This is a genomic window from Hydrogenophaga sp. GW456-12-10-14-TSB4, from assembly GCF_059424305.1.
In genome coordinates this window covers 1-22,100 of sequence record NZ_JBWKZH010000029.1, presented here as the reverse complement: position 1 = coordinate 22,100, position 22,100 = coordinate 1, and the positions used below count along the sequence as shown (strand labels likewise).

At 68.9% G+C, this 22,100-nt stretch carries 23 protein-coding genes; 11 read left to right on the top strand and 12 right to left on the bottom strand.

Translation table 11 applies throughout. The annotated features are described in order from the left end of the window. Positions 1–10: 10 nt before the first annotated feature. Entirely contained in the window at positions 11–1,504 is a 1,494-nt protein-coding gene (glpK, locus tag AC07ZS_RS15370; protein ID WP_494799408.1) for a glycerol kinase GlpK, read from the top strand. Between the two features lie 22 nt (positions 1,505–1,526). Continuing rightward, positions 1,527–2,357: a pyrroline-5-carboxylate reductase gene (gene proC, locus AC07ZS_RS15365; protein WP_494799407.1), complete on the top strand. Its 831-nt coding sequence runs from the start codon at positions 1,527–1,529 to the stop codon at positions 2,355–2,357. Positions 2,358–2,504: 147 nt separating this feature from the next. Here proC and ubiA read toward each other — a convergent pair whose 3' ends face one another. The 4 genes from ubiA to recG are packed head-to-tail and all read right to left on the bottom strand — an operon-like array spanning position 2,505 to position 7,008. After that, positions 2,505–3,359: a 4-hydroxybenzoate octaprenyltransferase gene (gene ubiA, locus AC07ZS_RS15360; RefSeq protein WP_494799406.1), complete on the bottom strand. Its 855-nt coding sequence runs from the start codon at positions 3,357–3,359 to the stop codon at positions 2,505–2,507. Then, positions 3,356–3,862, bottom strand: coding sequence for a Dps family protein (locus AC07ZS_RS15355; protein WP_494799405.1), 507 nt, complete (start codon positions 3,860–3,862; stop codon positions 3,356–3,358). The genes ubiA and AC07ZS_RS15355 overlap by 4 nt, the downstream gene beginning before the upstream one ends. 34 nt (positions 3,863–3,896) lie before the next feature. Further along, positions 3,897–4,856, bottom strand: a complete 960-nt coding sequence (locus AC07ZS_RS15350; RefSeq protein WP_494799404.1) for a hydrogen peroxide-inducible genes activator — start codon at positions 4,854–4,856, stop codon at positions 3,897–3,899. 55 nt (positions 4,857–4,911) lie between these two features. Further along, a complete protein-coding gene (gene recG / locus AC07ZS_RS15345) occupies positions 4,912–7,008 on the bottom strand; it encodes an ATP-dependent DNA helicase RecG (RefSeq protein ID WP_494799403.1) in 2,097 nt (698 codons plus the stop codon). Positions 7,009–7,079: 71 nt separating this feature from the next. On the opposite strand from recG, the gene queA reads away from it, so the two are divergent. Then, positions 7,080–8,183, top strand: a complete 1,104-nt coding sequence (gene queA, locus AC07ZS_RS15340) for a tRNA preQ1(34) S-adenosylmethionine ribosyltransferase-isomerase QueA (protein WP_494799402.1) — start codon at positions 7,080–7,082, stop codon at positions 8,181–8,183. 10 nt (positions 8,184–8,193) lie between these two features. Continuing rightward, the gene (locus AC07ZS_RS15335; protein ID WP_494799401.1) at positions 8,194–9,405 is read left to right on the top strand and encodes a PQQ-dependent sugar dehydrogenase; all 1,212 of its coding nucleotides are present in this window, start codon (positions 8,194–8,196) and stop codon (positions 9,403–9,405) included. 13 nt (positions 9,406–9,418) lie between these two features. Here the strand turns inward: AC07ZS_RS15335 and AC07ZS_RS15330 are convergent, their stop codons facing one another. Further along, entirely contained in the window at positions 9,419–10,687 is a 1,269-nt protein-coding gene (locus tag AC07ZS_RS15330) for an MFS transporter (RefSeq protein ID WP_494799400.1), read from the bottom strand. Positions 10,688–10,875: 188 nt separating this feature from the next. Between AC07ZS_RS15330 and tgt the strand changes: the two genes are divergently transcribed. Next, entirely contained in the window at positions 10,876–12,042 is a 1,167-nt protein-coding gene (gene tgt, locus AC07ZS_RS15325; protein WP_494799399.1) for a tRNA guanosine(34) transglycosylase Tgt, read from the top strand. Here the strand turns inward: tgt and ygiD are convergent. The 5 genes from ygiD to AC07ZS_RS15300 all read right to left on the bottom strand — a co-directional run bounded on the left by ygiD (position 12,039) and on the right by AC07ZS_RS15300 (position 17,185). Further along, positions 12,039–12,929 carry a 4,5-DOPA-extradiol-dioxygenase gene (gene ygiD, locus AC07ZS_RS15320; protein ID WP_494799398.1) on the bottom strand — a complete coding sequence of 297 codons (891 nt, stop codon included), beginning with the start codon at positions 12,927–12,929 and terminating at the stop codon, positions 12,039–12,041. The two genes, tgt and ygiD, sit on opposite strands and share 4 nt — an antisense overlap. Before the next feature lie 103 nt (positions 12,930–13,032). After that, positions 13,033–14,076: a double zinc ribbon domain-containing protein gene (locus tag AC07ZS_RS15315; protein WP_494799397.1), complete on the bottom strand. Its 1,044-nt coding sequence runs from the start codon at positions 14,074–14,076 to the stop codon at positions 13,033–13,035. 28 nt (positions 14,077–14,104) lie between these two features. After that, positions 14,105–14,905 carry a DUF2145 domain-containing protein gene (locus tag AC07ZS_RS15310; protein WP_494799396.1) on the bottom strand — a complete coding sequence of 267 codons (801 nt, stop codon included), beginning with the start codon at positions 14,903–14,905 and terminating at the stop codon, positions 14,105–14,107. Next, positions 14,902–15,102, bottom strand: coding sequence for a hypothetical protein (locus AC07ZS_RS15305; protein WP_494799455.1), 201 nt, complete (start codon positions 15,100–15,102; stop codon positions 14,902–14,904). Before AC07ZS_RS15305 ends, AC07ZS_RS15310 begins: the two co-directional genes overlap by 4 nt. A gap of 127 nt (positions 15,103–15,229) precedes the next feature. After that, positions 15,230–17,185, bottom strand: a complete 1,956-nt coding sequence (locus AC07ZS_RS15300) for an MFS transporter (protein ID WP_494799395.1) — start codon at positions 17,183–17,185, stop codon at positions 15,230–15,232. A 141-nt stretch (positions 17,186–17,326) separates the two neighbouring features. On the opposite strand from AC07ZS_RS15300, the gene AC07ZS_RS15295 reads away from it, so the two are divergent. Together AC07ZS_RS15295 and AC07ZS_RS15290 are read left to right on the top strand one after the other, a co-directional pair. Beyond that, entirely contained in the window at positions 17,327–18,058 is a 732-nt protein-coding gene (locus tag AC07ZS_RS15295; RefSeq protein WP_494799394.1) for a helix-turn-helix domain-containing protein, read from the top strand. A 7-nt stretch (positions 18,059–18,065) separates the two neighbouring features. Continuing rightward, positions 18,066–19,244 carry an MFS transporter gene (locus AC07ZS_RS15290; protein WP_494799393.1) on the top strand — a complete coding sequence of 393 codons (1,179 nt, stop codon included), beginning with the start codon at positions 18,066–18,068 and terminating at the stop codon, positions 19,242–19,244. Positions 19,245–19,252: 8 nt separating this feature from the next. On the opposite strand, the gene AC07ZS_RS15285 is transcribed toward AC07ZS_RS15290, so the two are convergent. After that, entirely contained in the window at positions 19,253–19,417 is a 165-nt protein-coding gene (locus AC07ZS_RS15285; protein WP_494799392.1) for a DUF1328 domain-containing protein, read from the bottom strand. Positions 19,418–19,526: 109 nt separating this feature from the next. Beyond that, a complete protein-coding gene (locus AC07ZS_RS15280) occupies positions 19,527–20,159 on the bottom strand; it encodes a response regulator (RefSeq protein WP_494799391.1) in 633 nt (210 codons plus the stop codon). A gap of 216 nt (positions 20,160–20,375) precedes the next feature. Between AC07ZS_RS15280 and AC07ZS_RS15275 the strand changes: the two genes are divergently transcribed. The 4 genes from AC07ZS_RS15275 to AC07ZS_RS15260 all read left to right on the top strand — a co-directional run bounded on the left by AC07ZS_RS15275 (position 20,376) and on the right by AC07ZS_RS15260 (position 22,060). Next, a complete protein-coding gene (locus AC07ZS_RS15275; protein ID WP_494799390.1) occupies positions 20,376–20,615 on the top strand; it encodes a CsbD family protein in 240 nt (79 codons plus the stop codon). 20 nt (positions 20,616–20,635) lie between these two features. Then, positions 20,636–21,079 carry a BON domain-containing protein gene (locus AC07ZS_RS15270; RefSeq protein WP_494799389.1) on the top strand — a complete coding sequence of 148 codons (444 nt, stop codon included), beginning with the start codon at positions 20,636–20,638 and terminating at the stop codon, positions 21,077–21,079. Between the two features lie 105 nt (positions 21,080–21,184). Continuing rightward, positions 21,185–21,496 (top strand): BON domain-containing protein, encoded by a 312-nt coding sequence (locus AC07ZS_RS15265; protein WP_494799388.1) that lies wholly within the window; start codon positions 21,185–21,187, stop codon positions 21,494–21,496. A 162-nt stretch (positions 21,497–21,658) separates the two neighbouring features. Next, on the top strand, positions 21,659–22,060 hold the full coding sequence (locus AC07ZS_RS15260) for a response regulator transcription factor (RefSeq protein WP_494799454.1): 402 nt from the start codon (positions 21,659–21,661) through the stop codon (positions 22,058–22,060). Positions 22,061–22,100: the final 40 nt, after the last annotated feature.

Below are 22,100 nucleotides of genomic sequence, written 5' to 3'. Positions count from 1 at the left end.
GGAAGACGCCATGACCTACCTGCTCGCCCTCGACCAGGGCACCTCCAGCTCGCGCAGCATCGTGTTCGACCGCCAGGGCCGCGTGGTCACCATGGCGCAGCGCGAGTTCCGCCAGATCTACCCGCAGCCCGGCTGGGTCGAACACGACCCGCGCGACCTCTGGCAGACCCAACTGGAAACCGCGCGCGAGGCATTGAAGCAGGCGAAGCTGCGCGCCGACCAGATCCAGGCCGTGGGCATCACCAACCAGCGCGAGACCACGCTGGTGTGGAACCGCCAGACCGGCGAGCCCGTGTACAACGCCATCGTCTGGCAGGACCGCCGCGCCGAAAGCACCTGCGCTGAATTGCGCGAACGCGGAGCGAGCGATACCGTGCTGCAGAAGACCGGCCTGCGCATCGACGCCTACTTCTCCGGCACCAAGCTCAAGTGGATCCTGGACAACGTGCCCGGGGCGCGCGAGCAGGCCGAACGCGGCGAGCTCGCCTTCGGCACCGTGGACAGCTGGCTGATCTGGCAGCTCACCGGCGGCGAGCGCCACGTCACCGACGTGAGCAATGCCTCGCGCACCATGCTCTTCAACGTCCACACGCGTGAGTGGGACGACGAGCTGCTCGCCCTGCTCGACATTCCCAAGCGCCTGATGCCCGAGGCCCTGCCCTCCAGCGCGGCGTTCGGCCGCATGAAGGCCGAGTGGCTGGGCGCTCCGCTGGAGATCGGCGGCGTGGCTGGCGACCAGCAGAGCGCGCTCTTCGGCCAGGCCTGCTTCACCGCCGGCATGGCCAAGAACACCTACGGCACCGGCTGCTTCATGCTGATGCACACCGGCGAGCGTTTCCAGGTCAGCGAGAACGGCCTCATCACCACGGCCACCGCTCAACCACCGGGGCCACAACAGTACGCGCTGGAAGGCAGCGTCTTCATCGGCGGCGCCGTGGTCCAGTGGCTGCGCGACGGCCTGAAGGCGATCCCCTCCAGCAGCGAGGTGCAGTCGCTCGCCGAGAGCGTGCCCGACGCCGGCGGCGTGGTGCTGGTGCCGGCCTTCACCGGCCTGGGCGCGCCCTACTGGCAGCCCGAGGCGCGGGGGAGCATCACCGGCCTCACGCGCGGCACCACCATGGCCCACATCGCGCGCGCCGCGCTGGAGAGCATCGCCTTCCAGAGCGCGGCCCTGCTCGACGCCATGAGCCGCGACGCGGTGGCCGCGGGCGGTGTGCCGGTGAGCGAACTGCGCGTGGACGGCGGGGCCTGCGCGAACAACCTGCTGATGCAGATCCAGGCCGACCTGCTGGGCATCCCGGTGGTGCGGCCGGCGGTGATCGAGACCACAGCGCTCGGTGCGGCCTACCTCGCCGGCCTGCACAGCGGCGTGTACGGCGGGCTGGACGAGCTCTCGAAACAATGGCGCGCCGAACGCACCTTCCACCCCACGCTCTCGCGCGAACGCGCGGCCGAAAAAATGGCGCAGTGGGAGCACGCGGTGCGCCAGACCGTCGCGCCCTGATCCCACGCGCGACAATGGCGCAATGAGCAACACCTCCACCCACCCCACCATCACCTTCATCGGCGGCGGCAACATGGCCAGCGCCATCGTCGGCGGCCTGGTCCGCCAGGGCCACCCTGCCAGCGCCCTGCAGATCGTCGAACCCTGGGACGAGCAACGCGCGAAGCTGGCGCAGCAGTTCCCCGGCGTCAGCGTGCTGCCGGCGGCCGGCCCGGCGCTGCGGCCCTCGGGCCTGGTGGTCTGGGCCGTGAAGCCGCAGACCTTCAAGGAAGCGGCGCTGGCCAGCGCGCCGCACCTGAAGGACGCGCTGCACCTGAGCGTGGCCGCCGGCATCACCAGCGAGAGCATGGCCGGCTGGCTGCAGACGCAGCGCATCGTGCGCGCCATGCCCAACACCCCGGCCCTGGTCGGCCTGGGCATGACCGGCCTGTTCGCCCGCGCGGGCGCCAGCGAGGCCGACCGCGCGCTGGTGGAGGCCGTGGTGAAGACCACCGGCGACCTGGTGTGGGTGGCGCAGGAAGCCCAGCTCGACGCCGTGACCGCGCTCTCCGGCTCGGGCCCGGCCTACGTGTTCTATTTCCTCGAAGCCATGCGCGACGCGGGTACCCGCATGGGCCTGCCGCCCGAGGTGGCCTACCAGCTCGCGGTGGGCACCTTCGTCGGCGCGGCCACCCTGGCCCAGCGCTCGGACGATCCGCCGCAGACGCTGCGCGAGCGCGTCACCTCCAAAGGCGGCACGACCTACGCGGCGCTCACGTCAATGGACGCGGCGGGCGTGAAAGCCAAGTTCGAAGAGGCGCTGTTCGCGGCACAGAAACGCGCCGAGGAGCTTGGGCGCGAGTTCGGGAAGTAAACGTTACGTTGTTGCTCTCGCTGCTCGCGGACACGGCGTGCTCTGCGCAGCGGGGTAAAGAAGGAGCCCCGGCGAAGCCGGGGCGGGGGACACCCGCGGAGCAGAGCACACCGCGACCGCCGGCACGCGAGGTCCCACGATCGAAACTCAAAGCAACCCGAGCACCACACCCACAAACACGGTGAAGCCCAGCCAGTGGTTGAGCCGGAAGGCCTTGAAGCAGCCGTCGCGCGTGCGGTCCTTGATCAAGCTGAAGTGCCAGACCACCTGGGCCAGCGCCACCACCAGCATGGCGCCCCAGACCCAGGGGTTCACCACCGCCCACAGCGCGACCGTCCAGATCGCCAGGAACACCAGATAGAAACTCGTGACAGCGGGCACATCGGCCCGGCCCAGCGTGATGGCCGAGGTCTTCATGCCGATGCGCAGGTCGTCGTCGCGGTCCACCATGGCGTACTCGGTGTCGTAGGCCAGCACCCAGAACAGGTTGCCCACCAGCAGCACCCAGGCCAGCAGCGGCACCTGCGACTGCACCGCCGCGAACGCCATCGGCACGCCGAAGCTGAAGGCCACGCCCAGCACCGCCTGCGGCATGGAGACATAGCGCTTGGCGTAGGGGTAGATCAGCGTGATCGCCAGCGCGGCGAACGACATCAGCACCGTGAGCGTGTTGGTCGTGAGCACCAGACCAAAGGCCGCCAGCGCCAGCACGGCCCCCACCGAGAGCGCCTCGCGCGTGGAGACCTTGCCCGAGGTGACCGGGCGCTGCGCGGTGCGCTTGACGTGTTTGTCGAAATCGCGGTCGGCCACATCGTTCACGCAGCAGCCGGCGCTGCGCATGAGGATGGTGCCGAGCACGAACACCGCCAGCAGGTGCCAGCCCGGGAAACCGCCCGCCGCCACCCACAGCGCGGCCAGCGAAGGCCAGAGCAGCAGCAGCCAGCCCGCGGGGCGGTTCCAGCGGATCAGGTCCAGGTAGAGGGAGAGGCGCTCGGCGATCACGCGTCTTCGAGGAGCGAGCGCAGCATCCAGGCGGTCTGCTCGTGCACCGTCAGGCGCTGGGTCAGCAGGTCGGCGGTGGGCTCGTCGCCCGCCTTCTCCACCACGGGGAACAGCTGGCGCGCCGTGCGCGCCACCGCCTCGTGGCCCTGCACCAGGATGCGCACCATCTCCAGCGCCTTGGGTGGCGTGGCCGGCACATCGGGCACCGAGCTGAGCTTGCCGAACTGCGCGTAGCTGCCCGGCGCCGCATGGCCCAGAGAGCGGATGCGCTCGGCCACCGGATCGACCGCGTTCCACAGCTCGGTGTACTGCGTCATGAACATGGTGTGCAGCGACGTGAACATTGGACCCGTCACGTTCCAGTGGAAGTTGTGCGTGGTCAGGTACAGCGTGTAGGTGTCGGCCAGCAGCTGGGACAGGCCCTTGGCGATGGCGGCGCGGTCCTTCTCGCCGATGCCGATGTTGATGGCGGGGGCGCTGACGGCGCCTCGGGGTTTGGCCATGGTGTGCTCCTTGGGGATGGTGGAAGGGGAAAAACTAGGACAGGCGTTTGACGCCCGGCAGTTCGCAGGCGTAGATGGCGTTGCGCAGCTCGGCGATGGCCTCGTAGCGCGTGAAGCTGCGCCGCCAGGCCAGCACCACGCGCCGCGTGGGCGCCTCGCCCTGGAAGGGCAGGTAGCGCACGTAGGACGAATCGCCGAAGTCCTGGCCCGGCGCGGTCGCGCCCTCCAGCGCGGACGACGGCACCGACAGGCGCGGCACCAGCGTCACGCCCATGCCCGCGGCCACCATGTGCTTGATGGTCTCCAGCGACGAGCCCTCGAAGCTCTTGCGGATGCCTTCGGCGTCGTTCGAGAAGCGCGCGAACTCGGGGCAGACCTCCAGCACGTGGTCACGGAAGCAGTGGCCGGTGCCCAGCAGCAGCATGGTCTCGCGCTTGAGCTCTTCGTTGGTGATGTGCTCCTGCTTCGCCAGCGGATGGGTGTGCGGCACGGCAGCCAGGAAAGGCTCGTCGTACAGCGGCGCGATGGCGAGGTTGGTGTCGGGAAAAGGTTCGGCCAGGATGGCGCAGTCGATCTCGCCCAGGCGCAGCTGCTCCAGCAGCTTGACGGTGAAGTTCTCCTGCAGCATCAGCGGCATCTGCGGCGTGCGGTCGATGACGTGGCGCACCAGGTCGGGCAGCAGGTACGGGCCGATGGTGTAGATCACCCCCAGCCGCAGCGGCCCGGCCAGCGGGTCCTTGCCGCGCTTGGCGATCTCCTTGATGGCCGCGGCCTGCTCCAGCACGGTCTGCGCCTGGCGCACGATCTCCTCGCCCAGCGGCGTCACCGCGATCTCGGTGGCGTTGCGCTCGAAGATCTTGAGCTCGAGTTCCTCTTCCAGCTTCTTGATGGCCACCGACAGCGTGGGCTGGGACACAAAGCAGGCCTCGGCGGCCTTGCCGAAGTGCCTCTCCCTCGCCACGGCCACGATGTACTTGAGTTCGGTGAGCGTCATGGGGTGCTATTTTGCGCCCGCGGCCCGCAGCGTGCCGGGCGCCTCAGCCAATCACTCAGGCTTTCAGGTATTCGGCCTTGCCGCCAAGCCAGCGCGCGATGTGCTTTTCGGCCGCCGCCGGGTACTGGGCGAGCATCACCGGCGCGGCCTCGCGCGCCCAGTCGAGCAGGTGGCCGTCGGTGGCCAGGTCGGCGAAGCGCAGCAGCGGTGCGCCCGACTGGCGCGCGCCCAGGAACTCGCCGGGGCCCCGGATCTCCAGGTCGCGGCGCGCGATCTCGAAGCCGTCGCTGGTGTCGGCCATGGCCCGCAGGCGCTCGCGCGCGGTCTCGCCCAGTCGCCCGCCGTCGGGCGGCGTGTACATCAGCACGCAGGCCGAAGCCGCCGCGCCGCGCCCCACGCGCCCGCGCAGCTGGTGCAGTTGCGACAGGCCGAAGCGCTCGGCGTGTTCGATCACCATCAGCGAGGCATTGGGCACGTCCACGCCGACCTCGATCACGGTGGTGGAGACCAGCACGCCCATCTGCCCGCCGGTGAACAGCGACATCACGGCCTTCTTCTCGGCCACCGGCATGCGCGAATGCAGCAAGCCCACCAGCACGCCGGGCAGCGAAGCGCTCAACTCGGCGTGCGTGGCCGTGGCGTTGGACAGGTCGATCGCCTCGCTCTCCTCGATCAGCGGGCAGACCCAGTACACCTGTCGCCCCTGCGCGAGCTGGCCGCGGATGCGCTCGATCACCTCGGCGCGGCGGCTGTCGGCCACCACCTTGGTGACGATCGGCGTGCGCCCAGGCGGCAGTTCGTCGATGGTGGAGACGTCGAGGTCGGCGTAGTAGCTCATCGCCAGGGTGCGGGGAATCGGCGTGGCGGTCATCATGAGCAGGTGCGGCTCCTGTTCGGTGCCGTCCGCCGCCACCCCCACCTTGCTGCGCAGCGCGAGCCGCTGTGCGACACCGAAGCGGTGCTGCTCGTCGATGATGGCCAGCGCGAGGTGCTTGAACACCACCTGGTCCTGAATGACGGCGTGCGTGCCCACCACCAGCGCGGCCTCGCCGCTGGCGATCAGGACCAGCATCTCGCCACGCTGCTTTTTCTTCTGGCTGCCGGTGAGCCAGGCCACGCGCTTGCCCAGGGGCGCGAGCAGGGGCTCGAGCCAGCCGATGAGCTTGGCGAAGTGCTGCTCCGCCAGGATCTCGGTCGGGGCCATCAGCGCGCACTGCCAGCCCGCGTCGATGGCGATGGCGGCGGCCAGCGCGGCCACCACCGTCTTGCCCGAGCCCACGTCGCCCTGCAGCAGCCGGTGCATGGGCACCTGGCGCAGCAGGTCGCGCGCGATCTCCTCGCCCACGCGGCGCTGCGCGCCCGTGAGCGCGAACGGCAGCGCGCCCAGCAACTGCTCGTGCAGGCCGCCCGGCGCGGCGCGCAGGACCGGCGCGCGCAGGGCCGCGCGCTCCTGCTTGGCGGTGAACTGCGAGAGCTGCTGCGCCAGCAGCTCCTCGGCCTTGAGGCGCTGCCAGGCCGGATGGCTGCGGTCTTCGAGCGCGTCGAGCGAGACGTCCGGCCCCGGGTGGTGCAGGTACTGCAGCGCGTCGCGCAGCGTCCAGGTGCCGCGCACCACGGCCTGAAGGCCGCCCAGCAGCGCGGGCGGCAGCGTCTCGCTCAGGTCGGCGCGTTTCAGGCCACCGGCCGCGGCCTTGCGGATGTAGGCCTGCGGCAGCTGCGCGCTGGTGGGGTAGACCGGCGTAAGCGCATCGGGCAGTTCGCCGCCGGCCAGGTGGAACGCGGGATGCACCATGCTCCAGCCCGCGAAGCCGCCGCGCAGCTCGCCGCGCACCCGCACCCGGGCCCCCACCGCCAGCGTCTTCTGGTGCGCCGGGTAAAAGGTGAAGAAGCGCAGCGTGCAGGTGTCGGTGCCGTCGTCCAGCGTCACCAGCAACTGGCGGCGCGGGCGAAAACTGATCTCGCTGTGCGTCACCGTGCCCTCGATCTGCGCCAGCTGGCCGTCGCGCGCGCCGCGCAGGCTCACGATGCGGGTCTCGTCCTCGTAGCGCAGCGGCAGGTGCAGGGCCAGGTCGATGTCGCGCACCAGCCCGAGCTTGTGCAAGGCCTTCTGGGGCGCAGACAGGGGCTTGCGGTCGGGATTGGCATCGGGCATGGGACAATTCTGCCCGGTTCCCATCCGACTTCCTTTCACTTGGCACGGGCCTTGTTCGGCCCTCAAGCAGCATGACCTCTTCTTCTCCCGACACCGTCGCGCGCTCCTTCACCGTCGCCGACTTCGACTTCCACCTTCCCCCCGAGCTGATCGCCCAGCACCCCGCGCCCGAGCGCAGCGCCTCGCGCCTGCTCGACGGCACCGGCGCCGCGCCGGTGGACCGCGTGTTCCGCGAGCTGCCCGGCCTGCTCAACGAAGGCGACCTGCTGGTGTTCAACGACACGCAGGTCGTCAAGGCGCGCCTCTTTGGCCAGAAGGCCAGCGGCGGCCAGCTGGAAATGCTGATCGAGCGCGTGCTGCTGCCGCACGAGGCCAGCGACGGCACGGCGCACGAGGTGGTGGCCCACCTGCGCGTGAGCAAGAAGCCCCAGCCCGGCGGCCGGCTGTTCATGGCGGGTGGCCTCAAGAGCGGCGGGTTCGACGCGGTCTTCCTGGGCCGCTGGCCCGACGAGCAGGGCCAGCTGTTCCGCTTCCGCCTGCACGGCCCGGCCGGAGAAACGCCCTACGAGCTGATGGCGCGCCACGGCCACGTGCCGCTGCCGCCCTACATCACCCACGCTGACGAGGCCGACGACGAGCGCCGCTACCAGACCGTGTTCGCGCGCGTGCCCGGCGCGGTGGCCGCGCCCACCGCCGCCCTGCACTTCGACGAGGCCGTGCTGGCCGCGCTGGCCGCGCGCGGCGTGCGCCGCGCCAGCGTCACCCTGCACGTGGGCGCGGGCACGTTCGCGCCCATGAAGGCCGGGCGCATCGAAGACCACGTGATGCACCACGAGCGCTACGCCATCCCGGCCGAGACGCTGCAGGCCATCGCCGATTGCCGCGCGCGCGGCGGCCGCGTGGTGGCCGTGGGCACCACCACCGTGCGCACGCTGGAGAGCTGGGCGAAGTCCGACGAGACCCAGGGCGACACCAACATCTTCATCACGCCGGGCTTTGCCTTTCAAGTGGTGGACCTGATGGTGACCAACTTCCACCTGCCGCAGTCCACGCTGATGATGCTGGTGAGCGCCTTCGCGGGCTACGACCGCATTCGCGCGCTGTACGACCACGCCATCGCACAGCGCTACCGGTTCTTCAGCTACGGCGACTCGATGCTGCTGCTGCGGTCCTGAGAAACTCGCCGTGCGCGCCCTCCTCCTCGCCCTGTTGCTGCTACCGGCCGCCGCGTCGGTCGCCCAGCCGCTCTATGCCACGAAGGGCCGCTGCGACGGCCATCCGGGCATCGCGCTGAAGGTGCCCGAAGGCTGGTGCGCCGGCCTGGTGGCCGATGCGAGTGACGGCCTGCGCATGCCGCGCCGCCTGCTGGCCGTGGCGCCGCACCGCTTCTGGATCGTGGACATGGGCAACTGGGAGCCTCGCCGGGGCCGCTTGCTGGAACTGCGCACCGACCTCGCGCGCGGCCAGCCCGGGCGGGTGCGCGTGCTCGCCAGCGGCCTGGACCGCCCGCACGGCCTGGCCCTCGGTCCGGACGGCCGCGTCTACGTCGGCGAAGCCGGCACCGTGTGGCGCACGCCGGTGGGCGAGACCGTGCAGCGGCAGGACGTGATCACCGGCCTGCCCAGCGGTGGCGCACACCCCCTCAAGGAACTGGCCTTCACGCCCGACGGCCGGCTGCTGGTCAACCTGGGCTCGGTCACCGACGCCTGCCGGGGCGACGACCAGCAACAACCCCAGCCCTGCCCGGAGCTCACCGGCCCGCAACCGCGCGCGGCGGTCTACGTCGCCAGCTTCCACGGCGCCGACTTCGCGCTGCAGAGCTTCCGCCCCCTGGCCACCGGTCTGCGCAACTCGCTCGGCCTGGCCTCCACGACCGCGCGCGACGGCAGCGTGCGCCTGTGGCAGGCGGAGAACTCGATCGACTACACCGACGCGGCGCTGCCCGCCGAGGAACTCAATGAACTGAAGGACGGCGCGTCCTACGGCTGGCCCTACTGCGTGAGCGATGCGCGCGGCAAGGCAGTGCCCGCGCGCGGCTACGAAGGCCGGGCGCGCTGCGCCGCGCACACGGCGGCCCTCGCGGTCTGGCCGGCGCACGTCGCGCCATTGCAGTTGCTGACCTCACCCAAGGGCATGGACGGCGGCCCCTTCGCCGGTCGCCTGCTCGCCGTGTGGCACGGCTACCGCACGGGCGGTCACCGCATCGTGGCGTGGCGGCTCGACGAAGACGGCCGCCCCGGCCGCACACGCGAAGACCTGGTGAGCGGCTGGCACGCGCAAGCGGGGGTGCGCCCGCTGGGCACACCCGCCGGCATCAGCTTCGACGCCGAAGGCCGCCTGTGGATCGTCGAAGACCGCAACCGCAGCGTGATCGTCATCGCGCCGCTGGCGCCCTGAACACTCGCCGGGTTCAGGCGACCTTCGCCAGGTCGATGGACATGGTTTCGCGCGAAGAGATCAGCGCCGCGAGCGTGAGCACGCCGTTGGCGGCGAGGTAGATGCCCACGCCGACCAGGCCGTGGTTCCTGTTCAGGTCGATGGCGATCAAGGTGGGCACCGACGCCCCCACGATGGAGGCCAGGTTGTAGGCCATCGACGCGCCGGAGTAGCGCACCTCGGTGGGAAACAGCTCGGGCAGCAGCGCCGCCATCGGCCCGAAGGTGCAGCCCATGAGCACCATGCCCAGCACGATGAAGACCAGCACCGACACCGGCGTGCCATGGGTCAGCAGCGCCGGCATCACCGCGCCGAACGCCATGATGGCGACCGTCACGCCGATCAGCCAGCGGCGACGGCCCAGGCGATCGGCCAGGTGGCCGGAGAGCAGGCAGAAGATGCCAAAGACCACCGCGCCGATCAGCAGGATGCCGGTGAAGGTGTTGGCCGGAATGCCCAGGCCCATCGGATGCCCGGCCTCGGACAGCACCGCCGGGCTCTTGGAGTACACCTGCACGAAGGCCGTCATCAGGTAGAACAGCACGTAGGTCGTGGTCATGATCAGGGTGCCCTGCAGCAGGCGGCCGCCGTGGCGCGTGAACACCGCGCTGACCGGCGCCTTGAGCTGGCGACCCGATGCCTCGACCTCCTTGAACACCTGGCTTTCGTGCAAGGTCATGCGCACGTACAGGCCCACGATCACCAGCACCAAGGACAGGATGAAGGGAATGCGCCAGCCCCACTCGACCATGGCTTCGGGCCCGATGGCCCAGGTGATGCCGAAGAACACGCCGTTGGCCGCAAACAGACCGATCGGCGCCCCCAGTTGCGGGAAGCTGCCGAAGAGGCCGCGCTTGCCCTTGGGTGCGTTTTCCGTCGCCACCAGCGCCGCGCCACCCCATTCGCCGCCCAGGCCGATGCCCTGCCCGATGCGGAACAGGCACAGCAGCAGTGGCGCGGCCACGCCGATCTGCGCGTAGCTCGGCAACAGGCCGATGGCCACGGTCGACAGGCCCATGGTCATGAGCGAGGCCACCAGGGTGCGCTTGCGCCCGATGCGGTCGCCGTAGTGCCCGAACAGCGCCGAGCCGATGGGCCGGGCGATGAAGGCCAGCGCCAGGGTGGACAGCGACAGCAACAGGCCCACAGTCGGGTCGCCCTGCGGGAAGAACTGGTGGCTGAAGACCAGCACCGCGGCCGCGGCGTAGATGTAGTAGTCGTAGAACTCGATGGCCGTGCCCACCAGGGAGGCGATAGCGACTTTTCGGGGGGAATTGACCGGAACGGGAGCCGCCGGTGCCAGGGACGCAGACATCAGATCCTTTCGCGCGCAGGCGGCAACCTGGGCAGCGCAATATCAGGGAAAACCCTGATTTTAGGCTTTCAAGCGCTTTTCTATGGGCAGCAGGGTCGCTTTGAGACAATCCCCCCATGCTCCAGTTTGAACTGCTCAAGACCGACGGCCATGCGCGCCGCGGCCGACTCACCCTGAACCACGGTGTCGTCGAAACCCCCATCTTCATGCCGGTGGGCACCTACGGCACCGTCAAGGGCGTGATGCCACAAAGCCTGCACGACATGGGCGCCCAGATCATCCTGGGCAACACCTTCCACCTGTGGATGCGCCCGGGCCGCGAGGTGATGCAGAGCTTCGGCGGCCTGCACGCCTTCGAGCAGTGGCACAAGCCCATATTGACGGACTCAGGCGGCTTCCAGGTCTGGTCGCTCGGCGCCATGCGCAAGATCACCGAAGAAGGCGTGACCTTCGCCTCGCCGGTGAACGGCGACAAGCTGTTCATGTCGCCCGAGGTCAGCATGCAGATCCAGACCGGGCTGAACAGCGACATCGTGATGCAACTCGACGAGTGCACGCCCTACGAGACCAACGGCCACCTCACCACCGAGGCCGAAGCGCGCAAGAGCATGGAGATGAGCCTGCGCTGGGCCAAGCGCTCGCAGGACGAGTTCGCGCGGCTGGAGAACCCCAACGCGCTGTTCGGCATCGTGCAGGGCGGCATGTTCGAGCACCTGCGCCAGGAGTCGCTCGACGCGCTCGTGGCCATGGACTTCCCCGGCTACGCCATCGGCGGCGTGAGCGTGGGCGAACCCAAGGAACAGATGCTGCAGATCATGGCGCACACGCCGCACCGCCTGCCCGCGCACAAGCCGCGCTACCTGATGGGCGTGGGCACGCCCGAGGACCTGGTGCAGGGCGTGGCCGACGGCGTGGACATGTTCGACTGTGTCATGCCCACACGCAACGCGCGCAACGGCACCCTGTTCACGCGCTTCGGCGACCTGAAGATCCGCAACGCGCGCCACAAGACCGACCACCAGCCGCTGGACGCCACCTGCACCTGCCATGCTTGCGCCGGAAAAAGCGGCGTGAGCTGGGCCGACGGCGGGCGCGACGGTTTCAGCCGCGCCTACCTGCACCACCTGGACCGCTGCGGCGAGATGCTCGGCCCCATGCTGACCACCATCCACAACCTGCACTACTACCTGAACCTGATGCGCGAGGTGCGCGAAGCGCTGGACGCGGGCACGTTCAGCGCCTTCCAGGCGAAGTTCAAGGCCGACCGCGCACGCGGGGTCTAGCCGAACTGCAGGCAGCGCATGCTCAGCGTGCCACTGTGGAACGCCTCGAAGACGTGCTTCGGTACCTGACCCGCGTCGGCCGCGCCAAGCGCATAGAGGAACGGCCAGTAGTGGTCCGGCGTGGGCACCGCCATGCGCGCGGACATGTCCAGCCCGATGTAGTCCTGCAATGACTTGTCCTCGCGCTGGTCCAGCGCGCGCTTGACGCGGTCGTCGAAGGCCTGGGCCCAGGGGCGGCTGGCCGCCGCCTGCTCCGGCGTGTCGCGGTCGGTGGCGCGCAGGTTGTGCACGATGTTGCCGCTGCCGATGATCAGCACGCCCTGCTCCCGCAAGGCCTGCAGCTCGCGGCCCAGCGTGTAGTGGAAGGCGGCCGGCTTGTCGTAGTCGATCGAGACCTGGAACACCGGCACGTCGGCCTTGGGAAACAGGTGGTGCAGCACCGTCCAGGTGCCGTGGTCCAGGCCCCATTCGGTGGTCGGCACACTGGGGTTGCTGCGGATCAGTTTGGCGGCGGCGCGGGCCAGCTGGGGATGGCCCTTGGCCGGGTACTGCATCTCATGCAGTGGCCGGGGGAAGCCCCCGAAGTCGTGGATCGTCGGCGGCACCTCGTTGACCGTGACACCTGTCGCCCCGCTCGTGAGCCAATGGGCCGACACCACCAGGATCGCGCGCGGCGTGGCCAATCTTTTTCCCCAGGCCCCCAGTTCTCGGGTGAACCGGTTGTCCGAGATCGCGTTCATCGGGCTGCCGTGGCCGATGAACAGCACCGGCTGGCGCCGCGCGGGGCTGGCGGCCTGGGCCGCAGGCACCGTGGTGCCGAGGGACAGCAGCGCGGCAGACAGCGCGCTCAGGGAGGTGGATTCGAGAAAAAGACGGCGGGAGAACATGGGGTGGCAACAGGTGGGGAACGGTCGGCGCTCTCGGCAGAAGGCCCCTCGTAGAGAGGGGCACGCCCGACTTGGTTCCCGCGCCGCTCCCGGAAAACCGTGCTCAGACCTTCGGCGCCGCCGGTTCGCCACACGAGTAGCAGTACCGCGCGAACGCGCTCTTGCGCGCCTGGCAGGCCATGCAGTGGTTGTGCAGGCCCATGCCGCAGTGGGGGCAGAAGTCGTTCTTCGGGTCCTTCAGATCCACCGCGCGCTCGCAGCCCGGGCACACGCCCTTGGCCAGGCGGGTCTGCGCGAGGTCGTAGTCCAGCTCCTGGCGGCGCTGCCGGTCGGGCAGGGCCTCGGCCTGCTGCTGGCGCTCCAGGTAGCGCTGCAGCGCCTGGATCGCGTAGCGCCCGCCGACCACCGTGAGCACGATGCCGACGATGTAGCGCACATAGCCACCGTAGCTCGGCAGGTAGGGCACGAGCTCGACGAAAAACGCGAACAGAGCGAAGAAGATGAAGCCCCAGACAAAGGGCCAGTACGTGCTCTTGCGCTGTTTCGCGAACAGCCAGCCCGCCACCACCAGCAAGGGCAAGGTGAGCGCCAGCCGATAGAGGAACACGCGCAGCTCCTGCGCGCGCTGCGCCGACTCGTAAGACTGGCGCGCGTCTTCCTGCATCTGCTGCAGTTCATCCTGGGCGCGCTGCTGCACCTGCCGCGCGTCAAGCGCTGCCTGGCGTTGTGACTCCACCGCCGCGAGCGCCTCGCGCTCGGCCTGGCGGTAACCGTCGAGCTGGCGCGTGCGCTCGATCAGTTCCGGGTCCTGCTCGGGTCGCTGCGTGGCCTGGCGGGTGTTCAGCCAGTTGCCGAAGGTGTCGCGTGCCGCGCGGTGGTTGGCCTGCGCGGCCTGGTGTTGAAGCTGTGCCTGATCGAGGGCGTCCTGGGCATCGCGCGCCCGGCGTTGCGCGGTCTCGATGACCTGCCGGACCTGCGGTGCACGCTGCGGGTCCAGAAAGTCGTCGAGCGTGCGCTGCTGCTCGACCTGCGGCAGGTCGCCCACGATGGTGCTGCCCAGCCCCACCAGAAACCACGCGAACACAAAGGCCACCAGCCAGAGGCCCCGGTGAAACCACTTCTCCGACCAACGCAATGCCTTGCCCATGTTCAATCCTCCAGAAAGTCGCATCGTTTCACAAAGCCAGCGCCTGCGGCGCGGACGCCATGCCGCTGCGCGCGAGCCATTCGAACACCGAGTCCACCGTCACCGTCTCGATGCGGTCGGAAAACCGCTTCTCGTTCGGATGGTCGTCGAAGGCCACGTTGGCCGTGCCGGCGCGCGCACCGAGCCGCGTGAACGCACCCAGCTTGAGCGTGGTCGGCTGGTAGCCCTTGAAACGCAGCCAGGCCTGGGCCTGCTCGCGGGTGGCCACGCCGGGCTCGGTCGCCATGGCCAGGGTTTCGATCGCCCACTGGTTGGACTGCTGGTAGCGCTGGCCCCAGACATAGCTCACCAGGTTGTAGGGCTGCGCATGCAGGGCCACGGCGCGCCGGGGGTCGTTGAGCAGCTCGAACAGCGGGGCCTGCAGGGCCGGTGCCGGCACCATCCAGGCGGCTTCCTGGCGCCACAGGTCGTCCAGGAAGAACTCGCCCAGGCCCTGGCGGTACAGGTCGCCGGTGGCGGTGCCGCACTGGTTGAGCTTGTGCAGCACGCGCCAGGGCCCCTGCGCGGTCTTGTAGGCCCAGCCCAGGTGCGAGTAGCGCAGCTGGTACTTGCTCAGGTCCTGCCCGGCGCGGGCCAGGACCACCACGCGCGCGCCGCTTCGGGCGTGCTCGGCATCCAGCGCCTGCGCGGTGCGCTGCGCCAGCGCCATGCCCTGTTCGATGGTGTGCGCGGTGAGCGGCTTCTGCTCGCAGGAGCGGCCGGCATGGGCCGCGGTCATGAGCACGAAGGCGGCGGCCAGCGCGCCGGTGAAACGCAGCGCGGTCTTCATTGCGTCACCCGTTCGTTGTGCAGCAGGGCGCGGCCCAGCTCGTTGGGGATGAAGGCCAGCACCTCGCCCGCGGCCGAGAGCAGCACACCGGTACCAATCACGCTGACCGCCACCACGGTACCCACGCCGACCCACACCTGCAGCTGCCAGGCACGGGTGTCGCGCATCACGGTGAGGGAAGAACGGTTCGAGGCCATGTGGAAACCCTTGGGGTTGTTGAGGTGCCGCGATGGTGCAGCGGCACCCCCTGAAAGGACCCGGGAAACTCGACCTGTATCGAAAAATGGCTGATCAGGTATCGTTTTTCGATACCTTACACCCCCATCAGCGCAGCAGCTGGGCGACGCGCGCCTGCAAGCTCTCGGGCGTCACGGCCGAAGACGGCATCGGCTCACCCACGTTCAGCCCGACGCGGTTGAACAGCCCGCGCCGGAACGGCCGCACCATGGCGGTCTTCTCGCCGTGGCGCACCTCGACCCGGCTGAAGAACGAGCCCCAGAGGTTGGTCAGCGCCATCGGGATCACCGGCACCCGCAGGCCGTCGGCCTCGGCGCGTTCGAGAATCTTCATCACGCCGCCCTTGAACGGCTGCAGCTGGCCGTCGGCCGTGATGCCGCCCTCGGGGAAGATGGCCAGCAGATCGCCCTCGCGCAACACGGCGGCGGCGGCCTCGAACGCGGCCTCGTAGGCCGCCGCGTCCTCCTTCTGCGGCGCGATCGGAATCGCCTTGGCCAGCCGGAACAGCGCGCCCAGCACCGGCACGCGGAAGATCCGGTGGTCCATCAGGAAGCAGATCGGGCGCGGGCTTGCGGCCATGAGCAGCACCGCGTCGACAAAACTCACGTGGTTGCAGACGATCACGGCCGCACCGTCGGTGGGGATGTGCGCGTCGCCTGTGACCTTGAAGCGGTACACGCAGCGCGAGGCCACCCAGGCCACGAAGCGCAGCAGGTACTCGGGCACCAGCATGAAGATGTAGAACGCCACCACCGCGTTGGCCAGGCCCACCAGCAGGAACATCTGCGGGATCGTGAAGCCCGCGCCGAGCAGGGCACCCGCGATGAGCGCGCTGGCGATCATGAACAGCGCGTTGAGGATGTTGTTGGCCGCGATGATGCGCGCGCGGTGCGTGGGCTGGCTGCGCATCTGGATCAGCGCGTACATCGGCACGCTGTACAGGCCGGCGAACAGGCTGAGCAGGGTCAGGTCGGCCAGCACGCGCCAGTGGCCCGGCACCGCCATGAACTGCGCCACGCCCTGGCTGGCCACCGGCGGCAGGCCGCGCGAGGCGAAGTACAGGTCGATCGAAAACACACTCATGCCGATGGCACCGAGCGGCACGAGGCCGATCTCCACATGCCGGCGCGAAAGCACCTCGCACAGCAGCGAGCCGGTGCCGATGCCGACCGAGAACACGATGAGCAGCAGCGAGGCCACCTGCTCGTTGCCGTGCAGCACCTCCTTGGCGAAGCTGGGGAACTGGCTCAGGAAGACCGCGCCGAAGAACCACATCCAGCTGATGCCCAGCACCGAGCGGAACACCACCGTGTTGCCGTGCGCCAGTTTCAGGTTGCGCCAGGTCTCGGTGAAGGGATTCCAGTTGATCTTCAGGCCGGGGTCGGTGGCCGGCGTGGCGGGCACGTAGTGCGCCGTGACCCGGCCGAGGATGGCCAGGGCCACGCAGCTGAAGCCGACGTGGTGCGCGCCGATCTCGGGCACAGCGATGATGAGACCGCCGGCCAGGTTGCCCAGCAGGATGGCCACGAAGGTGCCCATCTCCACCATGCCGTTGCCGCCGGTGAGCTCGCGCTCGCCCAGGTGGTGCGGCAGGTAGGCGAACTTCACCGGGCCGAACAGCGTGGAGTGCAGGCCCATGAGAAAGGTGCAGGCCAGCAGCAGCACGATGTTGGTGGTGAAGAAGGCCCAGGCGGCCAGAGCCATGATGAGCACCTCCAGCCGCTTGACGAAGACGATCAGCGTCTTCTTGTCGTGTTTGTCCGCGAGCTGGCCGCTGGTGGCCGAGAACAGCAGGAAAGGCAGGATGAACAGGGCGCCGATCACCAGCCCGGCCAGGGTGGGCGGCAGCCAGGCCACCTGCAGCTGGTAGGTGACCAGCACGGTGAAGGCGAACTTGAACAGGTTGTCGTTCGCCGCGCCGAGGAACTGGGTCCAGAAGAACGGGGCGAAACGGCGCTGCCCCAGCAGGGCGAACTGGCCGCCTTCGTGGGCGGGGGCGTGCGAGGGGTCGGCCACGGCGGACGTGGCGGTGGGTGAGCTCATGTGGATCTCCTCCTGTCGGGCTTGTGCGGCGCATTCTGCCGCACGGCGCAGTGTGGGGTGCAAGACCCCGCCCCGGCTCACATTCCGATACAGTCGAACCATTCCAACCTCCAAGTACCGCATCACGATACCACCTCACCCATGAGCACCACCGCCGACCTCGTTCTTGCGCTCAAAAAGGAGCTCAAGGCTGCGCAGATGACCTACGCCGACCTCGCGCAGGCGATCGGCATGGCGGAGTCCAGCGTCAAGCGCATGCTGGCGGGAGGCGATATGTCGCTCTCGCGCGTGGACGAGATCTGCCGCGCACTCAAGCTGGATTTCGCGGAGCTTTCGCGGCGCGTGGCCGACACCCAGCCGCTGCTGCGCGAGATGACGCAGGAGCAGGAACGCGCGGTGGTGGCGGACAAGAAGCTGCTGCTGGTGGCCATCTGCGTGCTCAGCCAGTGGACCCTGGAGCAGATGACCTCGCAGTACCGGCTGAGCGAGGCCGAGTGCGTGAAGTACCTGGCGCAGCTCGACCGCATCGGCATCATCGAGCTGCGCCCGCTCAACCGATACCGCCTCAAACTCGCCAAGACCTTCCGCTGGCGCCCACACGGCCCGGTGATGAACTACTTCCGCGAGCACGCCCTGCTCGACTACTTCGCCGGCGGCTTCGACGGCAGCGGCGAGGGCGTGATGCTGGTGCATGGTTCGGTGAGCCGCACGCTGGCGCCGGGCTTCCTGGAGCGCCTGCAGCGCGTGGCGCAGGACTTCGCGCAGCAGCACCAGACCGACCAGAAACTCAGCGACAAGGACCGCGAGGGTTACACGCTGGTGCTGGCCATGCGCAGCTGGGAGTTCGAGGCCTTCACGCAGTTGCGTCGCTGAGGCTGGCATGAGCAGCCCGGCGCCCCGCCACATCCTGCCGGTGCTGGTGCTCGCCCAGTTCCTGGGCACCTCGCTCTGGTTCGCGGTCAATGCCGTCATGCCCGACCTGCAGCGCGAACTGGGCTGGCCCGTCAGCACACTCGGCACGCTCACCTCGGCCCTGCAGTTCGGCTTCATCGCCGGCACGCTGGTTTTTGCGCTGCTGGCCATCGCCGACCGGTTCGCGCCGCGCCTCGTGTTTCTCCTGTGTTCGCTGGCCGGCGCGGCCTGCACGGTGGGCGCCTGGTGGATGGTGCGCGACCAGACGGCGCTGCTGGCCTGGCGGTTCGCCACCGGCTTCTTTCTGGCGGGCATCTACCCGGTGGGCATGAAGATCGCCGCGCAGTGGTACACGCGCGGCCTGGGCGGCGCGCTCGGTCTGCTCATCGGCGCACTGGTGCTGGGCTCGGCCAGCGCCCACGCGCTGCGCGCGCTCAGCGGCGCCCTGCCCTGGCCCACGCTCATGCTCGGCGTGGCCGCGCTGGCCGCCGGGGGCGGCCTGCTGCTGTTCTTTGGCACCGGCGACCCGCCCGGAGCCCCCCGGCGCGCCGCCACGCTGCAATGGCGCGCCCTGGCCACGCTGTGGACGGACGCGCGGGTGCGCAGCTCGGTGCTCGGTTACTTCGGCCACATGTGGGAGCTCTACACCATGTGGGTGATGGTGCCGCTGGTGCTGGCCACACGCCTGCAAGGGACCGACCTGTCGTGGGCGGCGTTCCTGGTGCTGGGCGCGGGCGCCATCGGCTGCGCGGGCGGAGGTTGGCTGGCCCCGCGCTGGGGCAGTGCGCGGGTCGCCGGCACACAGCTGGCGCTCAGCGGCGCCTGCTGCCTGGCCGCCCCCTGGGCCCTGGGCGCACCGGCCGCCCTTTTTTACGGCTGGCTGCTGCTCTGGGGCATCACCGTCGCGGGCGACTCACCGCAGTTTTCCACCCTGACGGCGCGCAACGCGCCACCCCAGGCCGTGGGCAGCGTGCTCACGCTCACCAACAGCATCGGCTTTGCGATTTCGATTGCCAGCATCCTGCTGTTCGTCTCTCTGGCCGATCGAGTGCGGCTGGGCGCGCTGCTGCCCTGGCTGGCGATCGGGCCCGCGCTCGGGCTGTGGGCCTTGCGCCCCCTCTGGCGCGAGGACGCCCGTCCCATCTGACCGGTCCGTCAACGCTTGCGGACCAAGCCGATCACGATCGAGACCAGCGCCATCACCAGGAAGATCACGAAGAGCAGCTTGGCGATGCCGGCGGCGCTGGCGGCAATGCCGCCAAAGCCCAAAACGGCGGCGATCAGGGCGATGACGAAGAAAACCACGGCGTAGTGCAGCATGTCGGGCTCCTGTGTTGTGATGGCTCCACTGTAGGGACGCCGTGCCGGGAAAGCTGCAAGCCCGAATGCCATCCGGGCGTAGGACGGCACCGACAGATCGTCGGCCGGCTTACTGGATCAGCCCGTTCTTCAAGGCGTAGTAGGTGAGGTCGCTGTTGCTCGTGAGCTTGAGCTTTTCCAGCACGCGCGTGCGGTAGGTGCTCACGGTCTTGATGCTCAGGAACATGGACTCGGCCATGTTGCCGATGGTCTCGCCCTTGGCCAGGCGCAGGAACACCTGCAGCTCGCGTTCGGACAGCAGCTCGTGGGGCGGGCGCTCGGCGTCGCCCGCCGCGTTGTCGGCGAGCAGCTCGGCCACGGCCGGGCTGATGTAGCGCCGCCCGCGCGCCACGGTGCGGATGGCGGTGACGATGTCGTCGGGCGCGCAGTCCTTGTTGAGATAGCCGCTGGCGCCGTAGCGCAGCAGGGTGGTGGCGTACTGGGCCTCGGGGAAGCCACTGAGGATGAGCACCGGCAGGTCGGGGAAGCGCGCCTTGATGGCCTGCAGCGCGTCCACGCCGCTGTGGTCGGGCATGGAGATGTCCATCAGCAGCACATCCACCTCGCCGCCGCGCGCGAGATCGAGGGCCTCCCGGCCATTGTTGGCCTCGCCCGTGACCTTCAGGTCCACGTGTTCGCTCAGGAACTGGCGCAGGCCCGACCGCACGATGGCGTGGTCATCAACGATTCCGACTTTGATCATGGTGTCCTTGTGCTTCCTTGTTCTCTTGGGGGCCGAAGCAATTTAACAGGCTCACCGACAGAGAGCAGTCAGACGGCTCCTACATCCCCGCCCCGCGCATCGGCCCAGTCCTACACCGGCTCGGCCCGCCGCCCGACATCCGGCGCGCGGCCGATTTCCTAAAGTCAATCCACGGTCTTCCGACCGCTACCTGCAACCCAACCACAAGGAGTCGCCATGAACTGGGATCGCATTGAAGGCAACTGGAAACAAGTCAAGGGCAAGATGGTCGAGCAGTGGGGCAAGCTCACTGATGACGACTTTGACGTCGTCGCCGGGCGCCGTGAGCAGCTGACCGGAAAGATCCAGGAACGCTACGGCGTGGCCAAGGACGAAGCCGAACGCCAGGTGGCGGACTGGGAACGCCGCGTCACCGACGACTGGTTCGAGAAGCCGAACGCCCGCAAACCGCACTGACCTCATTCAAGGAGCACATCATGATGAAACGCAACACCCGACTCGCGGCGCTCGCCGCCGCCGCCATGGCCGCCAGCCTGATCGTGGCCTGCGGCCAGAAGGAAGACGAGACCGTGGGCCAGCGCATGGACAACACGGTGGAACAGACGCAGGCGGCCGGCGCCGAGCTGCGCACCGATGCCAACAACGCCGCTCAGGACATGAAGGCCGCCGGCAACGAAGCTGCCGACAAGATCGCCATGGGCGCAGCCGACGTGGCCATCACCGCCAAGGTGAATGCGGCGCTGGCAGGCGACTCGCAACTGAGTGCCTTGAAGATTGACGTGGACACCACCAACGGTCACGTCGAACTCAAGGGCACCGCCCCCGACCCCGCCGCCCGCGACCGTGCCACCGTGCTGGCCGCCGCCGTCGAAGGCGTGGTCAAGGTGGAAAACCGCCTGACCGTCGAGGCCAAGGGCTGATCGGCCTGCCTCTCATCCTGTTTTGAATGACCACCACACACGACCGGCGAGCCCCCACACACAGGCTCGCCGGTTGTTCCAAGAACCCCAACTGAGGAGAATGTCATGAAACTGTCCCACGCCCTTCTGGCCATCGCCGCCGCCACCGCCGTTGTTCAAGTGACGGGCTGCGCCGTGGCCCGCGACCAGCAGACCGTCGGCGCCTACGTCGACGACGCCACCATCACCACCCGGGTGAAGGCCGCGTACGCCAAGGACCCGACCGTGGCCGCCACCTCCATCAACGTCGAAACGCTCAACGGCACGGTGCAGCTCTCGGGCTTCGCCAAGTCCGCAGGCGAAAAGAGCATGGCCGAGCGCCTGGCGCGCGACGTGAACGGGGTGAAATCCGTCAAGAACGACATCGTGGTCCGCTGACCCGTGCGACGGCCGGGATGTGTAGGAATGCACCTACACGAAAATCAGCGGCCTGGAGAGCACAGGCGCGCTCAGACGCGGCATGATGGCATCGTCTGAGCGCCACCGAATATGCTTACCATCGCGCCGGACATCTTTGAAACGCTCACGCCCGCCTGCCCCATGTCGCCGCTCAGAACCTACATCGTCGAGGACAACAAGGTCATCTATGAAAACCTGGTGTCCACGCTGGAAGAGCTGGCCAATGTGGAGGTGGTCGGGCACGCCCGCGACGAAGAGACGGCGGTGCAATGGCTGAGCCAGGGCGACCGCTTCGACCTCATGATCATCGACATCTTCCTGGTCACCGGCTCCGGGCTGGGGGTGCTGAAGGCGGCGCAGGAGTCCAATGTGCCGGCACGCCGGGTGGTCCTCACCAACTACGCCACCCCTGACATCCGCAAACGCTGTGCCCTGCTGGGGGCCGACCGCGTCTTCGACAAGTCTTGCGAGCTGGATGACCTGATCGCGTATTGCGAACGCATCGCCGACGGCTCGGCGACCGCCCCTGGCGGGCTTCAATAGGAACGGTTCAACCCCGCAATGCACCCACCCCCCCCCCCGC

Bases quoted from the DNA above. Each gene is read 5' to 3' on its own strand.
- glpK (WP_494799408.1), top strand. From the start codon at position 11: ATGACCTACCTGCTCGCCCTCGACCAGGGCACCTCCAGCTCGCGCAGC.
- proC (WP_494799407.1), top strand. From the start codon at position 1,527: ATGAGCAACACCTCCACCCACCCCACCATCACCTTCATCGGCGGCGGC.
- AC07ZS_RS15355 (WP_494799405.1), bottom strand. From the start codon at position 3,862: ATGGCCAAACCCCGAGGCGCCGTCAGCGCCCCCGCCATCAACATCGGC.
- AC07ZS_RS15350 (WP_494799404.1), bottom strand. From the start codon at position 4,856: ATGACGCTCACCGAACTCAAGTACATCGTGGCCGTGGCGAGGGAGAGG.
- recG (WP_494799403.1), bottom strand. From the start codon at position 7,008: ATGCCCGATGCCAATCCCGACCGCAAGCCCCTGTCTGCGCCCCAGAAG.
- queA (WP_494799402.1), top strand. From the start codon at position 7,080: ATGACCTCTTCTTCTCCCGACACCGTCGCGCGCTCCTTCACCGTCGCC.
- tgt (WP_494799399.1), top strand. From the start codon at position 10,876: ATGCTCCAGTTTGAACTGCTCAAGACCGACGGCCATGCGCGCCGCGGC.
- ygiD (WP_494799398.1), bottom strand. From the start codon at position 12,929: ATGTTCTCCCGCCGTCTTTTTCTCGAATCCACCTCCCTGAGCGCGCTG.
- AC07ZS_RS15315 (WP_494799397.1), bottom strand. From the start codon at position 14,076: ATGGGCAAGGCATTGCGTTGGTCGGAGAAGTGGTTTCACCGGGGCCTC.
- AC07ZS_RS15310 (WP_494799396.1), bottom strand. From the start codon at position 14,905: ATGAAGACCGCGCTGCGTTTCACCGGCGCGCTGGCCGCCGCCTTCGTG.
- AC07ZS_RS15305 (WP_494799455.1), bottom strand. From the start codon at position 15,102: ATGGCCTCGAACCGTTCTTCCCTCACCGTGATGCGCGACACCCGTGCC.
- AC07ZS_RS15300 (WP_494799395.1), bottom strand. From the start codon at position 17,185: ATGAGCTCACCCACCGCCACGTCCGCCGTGGCCGACCCCTCGCACGCC.
- AC07ZS_RS15295 (WP_494799394.1), top strand. From the start codon at position 17,327: ATGAGCACCACCGCCGACCTCGTTCTTGCGCTCAAAAAGGAGCTCAAG.
- AC07ZS_RS15290 (WP_494799393.1), top strand. From the start codon at position 18,066: ATGAGCAGCCCGGCGCCCCGCCACATCCTGCCGGTGCTGGTGCTCGCC.
- AC07ZS_RS15285 (WP_494799392.1), bottom strand. From the start codon at position 19,417: ATGCTGCACTACGCCGTGGTTTTCTTCGTCATCGCCCTGATCGCCGCC.
- AC07ZS_RS15280 (WP_494799391.1), bottom strand. From the start codon at position 20,159: ATGATCAAAGTCGGAATCGTTGATGACCACGCCATCGTGCGGTCGGGC.
- AC07ZS_RS15275 (WP_494799390.1), top strand. From the start codon at position 20,376: ATGAACTGGGATCGCATTGAAGGCAACTGGAAACAAGTCAAGGGCAAG.
- AC07ZS_RS15270 (WP_494799389.1), top strand. From the start codon at position 20,636: ATGATGAAACGCAACACCCGACTCGCGGCGCTCGCCGCCGCCGCCATG.
- AC07ZS_RS15265 (WP_494799388.1), top strand. From the start codon at position 21,185: ATGAAACTGTCCCACGCCCTTCTGGCCATCGCCGCCGCCACCGCCGTT.
- AC07ZS_RS15260 (WP_494799454.1), top strand. From the start codon at position 21,659: ATGTCGCCGCTCAGAACCTACATCGTCGAGGACAACAAGGTCATCTAT.